The sequence below is a fragment of the Sphingomonas bacterium genome, from assembly GCF_903643035.1.
In the GTDB taxonomy this organism is placed as follows: Bacteria; Pseudomonadota; Alphaproteobacteria; order Sphingomonadales; family Sphingomonadaceae; genus Sphingomonas.
In genome coordinates, this window is sequence record NZ_CAHJWW010000007.1 from 20652 (window position 1) to 27224 (window position 6573).

Here is a 6573-nt window from a genome sequence, read left to right on the forward strand (position 1 = left end):
TCAGCTAGGCGACACGCGGCGCCGCTTCAGGAGCTGACCGACCGCCCGCGACGACTCCTGGAACAGCGCGGGCGACACGAGGCGCATCGCCAGCGCATAGCATGCCATGCCGAGCGGTATCTGGATGCCCAGCCCTAGCGGCGGCGGAAGGGCCGGCAGCATCGCGCGGATCACGATCAGCACGGTCGCCATGACGCCGGCGGCCACCAGCGACGGCAGCAGCACCTGGACGATCTGGCCCCAGCGGATGCCAAGCTCGCGCATCGCGAACCGGAGGCGGACAGGAAGCACGCCGATGGTGGTCGCCGACACCGTGGCCGCAAGCGCGACCGGCCCGAACCTCAGCACCATGAAGAAGGTGGTGACGTTGACGATCGCGGCCACCGCCGAGGTCAGCGAGTCGAGATGCGGCCGCTGCTGCACCAGCAGGATCGACGTCGCGAACTGGCCGATCGACAACGCATAGCCGCTGGCCGCGAGCGCGGTGATGATGAGGCTCACATCCGACCAACGCTCGCCAAGGATGACCCGCACCAGCAGCGGCGCCGTCGCCGCCATGCCGGCAAAGGCCGGCGCGGTCATCGCGCTGGTCAGGCGCAGGCCGTTCAGGAACGCGGGACCGCGGTCCTGGTGCCGGCCGATATTGGCGAAGGTAGGCATCGCCACCGCCGATATCGTGTTCACGAGCAGCATGTTGGCCGCCAGCATGATCCGCTTGCCGGCATTGTATACCCCGGCCGCCGTCAGGCCGAAGAAGGCCGAGGCGAAGAAGATGTCGGCGTCGAGCGCGATCGACGTCCATATCGCGCTGGTCGCGATGTGAGCGGCCTGCCCGACGCTGCCGCGTCCTTCCCGCCATGAGAACGCCAGGGTCGGTCGCCAGCTCGTCCCGTACCACAATGTAATCACGCTGACGGTCTGGATGGTCAGCTGCTGGCCGACGAGGCTCCAGAGGTCATAGCCGTTCAGGGCCATGCCGATCCCCACCACGCCGCCCGCGATCACCGACGCGACCGAGCGGAGTGCAAGCGCGCGGAACTGCAGGCCGCGCACGAGCCAGGCGCCATGCGTGGCCGACAGGCCGAAGGCGAGCAGGATGGCGGAAAGGATGTGCAGCGTGTCGGCCGCCGCCGGCGTGCCGATCATCGCCGAAATCCACGGCGCCCCAAAGAACAGGATCAGCGCCAGCGTTCCCGCCACGACGACCACGACGAAGAAGCAGAAGTTGAAATCGCGGTCGGTCACTCCCGGCTTGGCGGTCACGACCTGGGTGAGCGGATCAATCAACACCCTTCTTGCGACCTCGATCGTCGCAAGGCTGACCGAGACGAGGCCGAAGCTTTCCTTCGACACGAACCGGGCGATGACCAGGAACAGCAGCAGCGACAGCACCTGCCCCGTGCCCTGCCCCAGCACCGCCCAGACGGCGCCGTGCCCGACCTTGCGGTCCGAGGCCATGCTGTCCGATGCCATGCGGTCCGATGCCACCGTCAAGCTCCACGCGATCCGGTCTGCCCGCGACGGCGTCGTCGCCCGGTCCGTGTCGAGGGCCTGTCCACCATGGTTCAGCTCCGTTCGATGACAATGACGGAGCCGACCTGCGTCGCTCGACCATCCGTGATGCAGCCTGGAAGTCACCAGCAGGCTCCGGGGCGGGCTCCGGCCGTGCATCGCCAGGAACCGGTCGGCGGACGCACCCCGTCGACCGGCCATGGAAAGACGCCGGCAGGATCCGAAGGGGCGTCGCCCTTCGGGCCGTTCCACCTTAGTTGACGGCCGCCGAACTCGCCTCGTCGCCTTGGGAGCCGCGATGCTCGCCGCTGCCGTTGGTCGACTGGCTTGATTTCCCCGCCATCGCCCAGATCGCCGCCTGAGTTCGATTCTGGACACCGGTCTTGCGCAGAATGGCCTTCACATGGACCTTCACCGTCGCCTCGCTGATGCTCAACTGACGCGAGATGATCTTGTTCGGCTTGCCCGACACCAGGCAGGCGAGGATTTCGGACTCGCGAAGCGACAGGCCCGCGCTCTCGATCGGATGGTTGATGCCGGACCCGCCGTCGCCCGTCGCCGGCGCCTCGGGCAGTTCCCCCGCAAGATCGGAAGGCATCACCTTCTCTCCCATCGCGATCAGGTGAAGGGAGGCGATGAGGGAGGTGGACGCGATCTTCTTGACGATGTAGCCGCACGCGCCGGCCTGGAAGCATGTTCGCATCGTCGCGAAGTCGAAGGTGTTCACCAACACCACCGGTCGCAGCCCGGGCAAGTGCTGCAACACCTGCGTGATGATCGCAGGCCCTTGCGTTTCGACGAAACTGTCGATCACGACAAGATGCGGCAGCTCGTTTCCGCCGGACTCCTCGGATGCCGATCGGATCTGCAGCACATCGCTGGCGATCTGGACCACGGCGAAACCGTCACTGTTCAGAACGTGCCTCAATCCCTCCAGAGTGATAGGCATCGGCCCCAGAAGAGAGATAATTGCCCGCGGTTTCATACGCCCCCCGATCTATACGTTCGTAACGATTAATGGTTGGCTGACCATAGAAATTGATGTGTATTAATAGCTCAGATACCTTAATTTGGGCAAGACTAGATTTTGTACCATTCTGAATGAGTCCGTTATGATTACAGTGTTGCCGGCGTGTCAGCCAAAATCGCCAGACTCATCCTGCTATCCACTTAAACATAAGCTGGGTTAGGGAGTGTAGACACGATTACTAATTTAAAATCGATGGTTAATTCGATTGGCTATGTTTCAATCAGGAACGATTCGCGGACGGTAAGATACCTTGTCAGTAGTTCTACGGTTCGTGGCCAGAAGCTTTTCCGCCGAGCCACCATTTTGGAAATATGTATATGTTTCAGTTAGACTTAGCGGGCAAAAATCCGCAGCGCTGAGCTGTACGACTCGCAACTGCCGCGAAGCCGTCGCGTTCGGAAAGCCGCGCCATATTTCTAAGCGCCATATCTCCAGGCAACGCCGTTCCGCCTTGCCTTGCCCGACAATCGGGCAGGCTTTGGACCATGACCGGGCTGCGCCGTTTTGGGATTACGCTGGCTACCTACCCTAGTCATACCCATAAGTTCGCAAGACGGCGCGTCCTGGCCGTGCTGCTAAGTGTCTCGCAAACAGATGGTGGGGTCTGTTCTGGTGGGGTGCGGCATGAAGATCCTGATAACCGGGAACATGGGCTACGTCGGTCCTTCCGTCGTGAAACGGTTGCGACAGACTATCGACAACGTCGAGATCGATGGCGTCGACAACGCCTTCTTCGCTCATTGCCTGACGGCGCGGGAGGGACTTCCGGAGCGTCACCTCGACCGCCAGTTCTTTCGCGACGTCCGCGATCTGCGCGCCGGCGATCTGGTCGGCTACGATTGCGTGGTGATGCTCGCGGCGATCTCGAACGATCCCATGGGCGCGCGGTTCGAGCGCGTCACCCGCGCCGTGAACCAGGACACGGCGCTCGACATCGCCGAGATGGCGGCGGCGGCAGGCGTGGGCCACCTCGTCTTCGCATCGAGCTGCAGCGTGTACGGCATCGCCTCCGGCCCGCCACGCCGCGAGGACGACTCGCTCAATCCGGTCACGGCCTATGCCGCGTCCAAGATCGGAACGGAGGCGGGACTGGCGAAGATCGGCGGAGACATGACCGTCACCAGCCTGCGGTTCGCCACCGCATGCGGGATGTCCGACCGGTTGCGGCTCGATCTGGTCCTGAACGACTTCGTGGCGGCCGCGATCGCCGACGGCAGGATCACGGTCCTGTCCGACGGATCGCCCTGGCGCCCGCTGATCGACGTCGCGGACATGGCGCGGGCGATCGAGTGGGCGGCGACCCGGCCGCCGGACAATGGCGGCCGCAACCTCGTCGTCAATGCCGGCGCGACTTCGGCGAATTACCAGGTCCGCGACCTGGCGCGCGCCGTGGCCGATGCCGTGCCCGGCTGCACGGTGTCGATCAACGAGGCGGCGCCGGTCGATTCCCGTTCCTACCAGGTCGATTTCAGCCGCTTCGCCACGCTCGCGCCGAACCACCTTCCCACGATGAGCCTGGGCGACTCGATCGAGGCGCTTGTGACCGGGCTGCGCGACCTGGGCTTCGCCGACCCCGATTTCCGCAACTCGCCGCTGATCCGGCTGACGGTGCTGAAATCGCTGATCGCGCAAGGGCTGTTGTCCGACGACCTGGCGTGGACGGGTCGCATTCCCTCTGTCGCTTCCGCCCCCCTGATGAAGGAGTTGGCCCAATGAAGGCAGTGTTGTTCGCCGGCGGTTTCGGCACGCGTCTGAGCGAGGAGACCGCCGTGACGCCCAAGCCGATGGTGGAGATCGGCGGCCGGCCGATCCTGTGGCACATCATGAAGACATATGCCCATTACGGCATCCGGGATTTCGTCGTCCTGGGCGGGTACAAGGTCGAGAGCATCCGGTCGTACTTCCTGAACTATCAGAGCAAGACCTGCGACCTCAGCATCAACCTGCGCAGCGGCAGGGTGGAATGGCTCAGCGACGCGGACGAGGACTGGCAGGTGACGATCATCGACACCGGCCTCGACTGCATGACCGGCGGCCGTCTGAAGCGCGCGCGGCACCTGCTTCAGGACGGGCCGTTCTGCCTCACCTATGGCGACGGCGTCAGCGACGTCGACATTCCCGCTCTGGTGGCCGCCCACCATGCGTCGGACGCCTGGTGTACCCTGACGGCGGTGTCGCAGCCCGGTCGTTTCGGCGCGCTCAAGCTCAGCGACGACGCCCATCAGGTACAGGGCTTCAGCGAGAAGGGCGCCACGGAAGGCGGCATGATAAACGGCGGCTTCTTCGTCTGCCAGCCGGATGTGTTCGACGTGATCGACGGCGACCAGACCGTCTTCGAGGCGGAGCCGATGGTCCGCATGATCGAGCGGGGCAAGCTTGGCTGCCACATGCACACCGGCTTCTGGCAGAGCATGGACACGCTGCGCGACAAGCATGTGCTCGATGCGCACTGGTCGAGCGGGTCGCCTCCCTGGAAGGTCTGGTCGGACGAGGCCCAGCCCGGCGTGTCCCGGCTGCGGCGTACCGCGTGAAGCTCGCCGGATCGGCTCGGTGGCCGCGCCCGTCATGATCTTCGAGCGTTGCGGCATCCCGGACGTGCTGCTGATACGACTCGACGAGCGTCGCGACGAGCGCGGAATGTTCGCGCGTACCATGTGCCGCGACGAGTTCGCCGCGGCCGGCATCGACGCCGACTTCGTGCAGCAGAACATGTCGATCACCTGCATGGCGGGGACGGTGCGCGGCATGCACTACCAGCGCACGCCGCATGCCGAGGGAAAGCTCGTCCGCTGCGTTCGCGGCGCGGTCCTGGACGTCGTCGTCGACGTGCGGCCGGACTCGCCGACGTACCTGCGGCACGAGGCGTTCCGGCTCGACGACCTGAACCGGCACCAGCTCTACATCCCGCCAGGCATCGCGCATGGGTTCCAGACGTTCGTCGATAACACCCAGATGTCCTACCTGATGACCGAGTCCTACGCGCCGGAGTTCGCGGCGGGTCTGCGCTATGACGACCCGGTGCTGGCGATAGGTTGGCCTGAGCCTGTGACGACTGTCGCCGACCGTGATCGGGCCTGGCCGCTCGCGGAGCCGACGGTCGTCCCCGCAAGCGCCGCGCACCGGTAGGAGCCGCGATGAGCGACGTCGACGCGGTGGTGATTGGTGCGGGGGTGGTCGGCCTTGCGGTCGCGCGCCAACTCGCCGGCGCCGGGCTGAGCACGATCGTAATCGAACGGGAAAGGACCTTTGGCACTGGCACCAGCTCGCGCAGCAGCGAGGTGATCCATGCCGGGCTTTACTACCGGGGATTGCCGGTCAAGTCGGGGCTGTGTGTGCGGGGGCGTGAGCTTCTTTACCGGTATTGCCATGATCGCGGGGTGCCGCATCGGAGGGTGGGGAAGTTGATCGTCGCGTTCTCCTCGCAGGAGGAGGCGACGCTGCTGGAGCTGCGCACCGCGGGGGAGGCGGTGGGGGTCTGTGACCTGCGCCTGCTCGATGCGGCGGAGGCGCGCGCGATGGAGCCCGCGCTCGCGTGCAGCGCCGCGCTGCTGTCGCCGTCGACCGGGATCGTGGACTCGCACCGCTACATGCTCGCGCTGCTGGCCGACGCGGAGGACGACGGCGCGATCCTGGCGCGCGACGTCGCGGTGTCGCATGTGCGGCGCGGGCGCGACGGCTGGGAGGTGTTCGTCGAGGGCGAGGACGCGCCCGGCGTTGTGCACCGTCGCCTCGATCTTCGCGCGGTTCCGGACGATGCCGGCGTCACCGAGCAGTCGTTCGACGTCGGCGGGCCCCCACTCGGCGAGCACGGCCGGCTCGAAGCCTGCGAACGCCGACCGGAAGGCCGGTCGCTTGCGCAGGATCGTCAGCCACGACAGTCCGGACTGGAACGCCTCGAGGGAGAGCTTCTCGAACAGCGGCACCGTCCCGTGGACCGGCACGCCCCACTCGGTGTCGTGGTAATCGAGATACAGCGGATCCCGGTCGAGGCCGGGCCAGGCGCAGCGCACCCGGCCGTCGGCCGGCGGGAC

Annotated in this window: 5 protein-coding genes and 2 pseudogenes; 4 read left to right on the forward strand and 3 right to left on the reverse strand. The window is 65.7% G+C overall.

Annotation, left to right across the window (positions count from 1 at the left end):
* Together HUV01_RS01180 and HUV01_RS01185 are read right to left on the reverse strand one after the other, a co-directional pair.
* Positions 1-1488, reverse strand: coding sequence for an oligosaccharide flippase family protein (locus HUV01_RS01180; protein WP_174296495.1), 1488 nt, complete (start codon positions 1486-1488; stop codon positions 1-3).
* 277 nt (positions 1489-1765) lie between these two features.
* Positions 1766-2407, reverse strand: coding sequence for a response regulator transcription factor (locus tag HUV01_RS01185; RefSeq protein ID WP_217430861.1), 642 nt, complete (start codon positions 2405-2407; stop codon positions 1766-1768).
* A gap of 759 nt (positions 2408-3166) precedes the next feature.
* On the opposite strand from HUV01_RS01185, the gene HUV01_RS01190 reads away from it, so the two are divergent.
* From HUV01_RS01190 to HUV01_RS15005, 4 genes and pseudogenes are all read left to right on the forward strand, one after another.
* Complete coding sequence (locus HUV01_RS01190) at positions 3167-4258, forward strand: NAD-dependent epimerase/dehydratase family protein (RefSeq protein ID WP_174296497.1); 1092 nt, start codon at positions 3167-3169, stop codon at positions 4256-4258.
* Positions 4255-5073 (forward strand): glucose-1-phosphate cytidylyltransferase, encoded by an 819-nt coding sequence (gene rfbF / locus HUV01_RS01195; protein WP_174296498.1) that lies wholly within the window; start codon positions 4255-4257, stop codon positions 5071-5073. Before HUV01_RS01190 ends, rfbF begins: the two co-directional genes overlap by 4 nt.
* Positions 5074-5092: 19 nt before the next feature.
* A complete protein-coding gene (gene rfbC / locus HUV01_RS01200) occupies positions 5093-5668 on the forward strand; it encodes a dTDP-4-dehydrorhamnose 3,5-epimerase (protein WP_254606293.1) in 576 nt (191 codons plus the stop codon).
* A gap of 8 nt (positions 5669-5676) precedes the next feature.
* Positions 5677-6183, forward strand: a pseudogene (locus tag HUV01_RS15005) (NAD(P)/FAD-dependent oxidoreductase); the annotation flags it as partial.
* A 102-nt stretch (positions 6184-6285) separates the two neighbouring features.
* Here HUV01_RS15005 and HUV01_RS15010 read toward each other — a convergent pair.
* Positions 6286-6552 (reverse strand): annotated as a pseudogene (locus HUV01_RS15010) (DNA-3-methyladenine glycosylase I); the annotation flags it as partial.
* Positions 6553-6573: the final 21 nt, after the last annotated feature.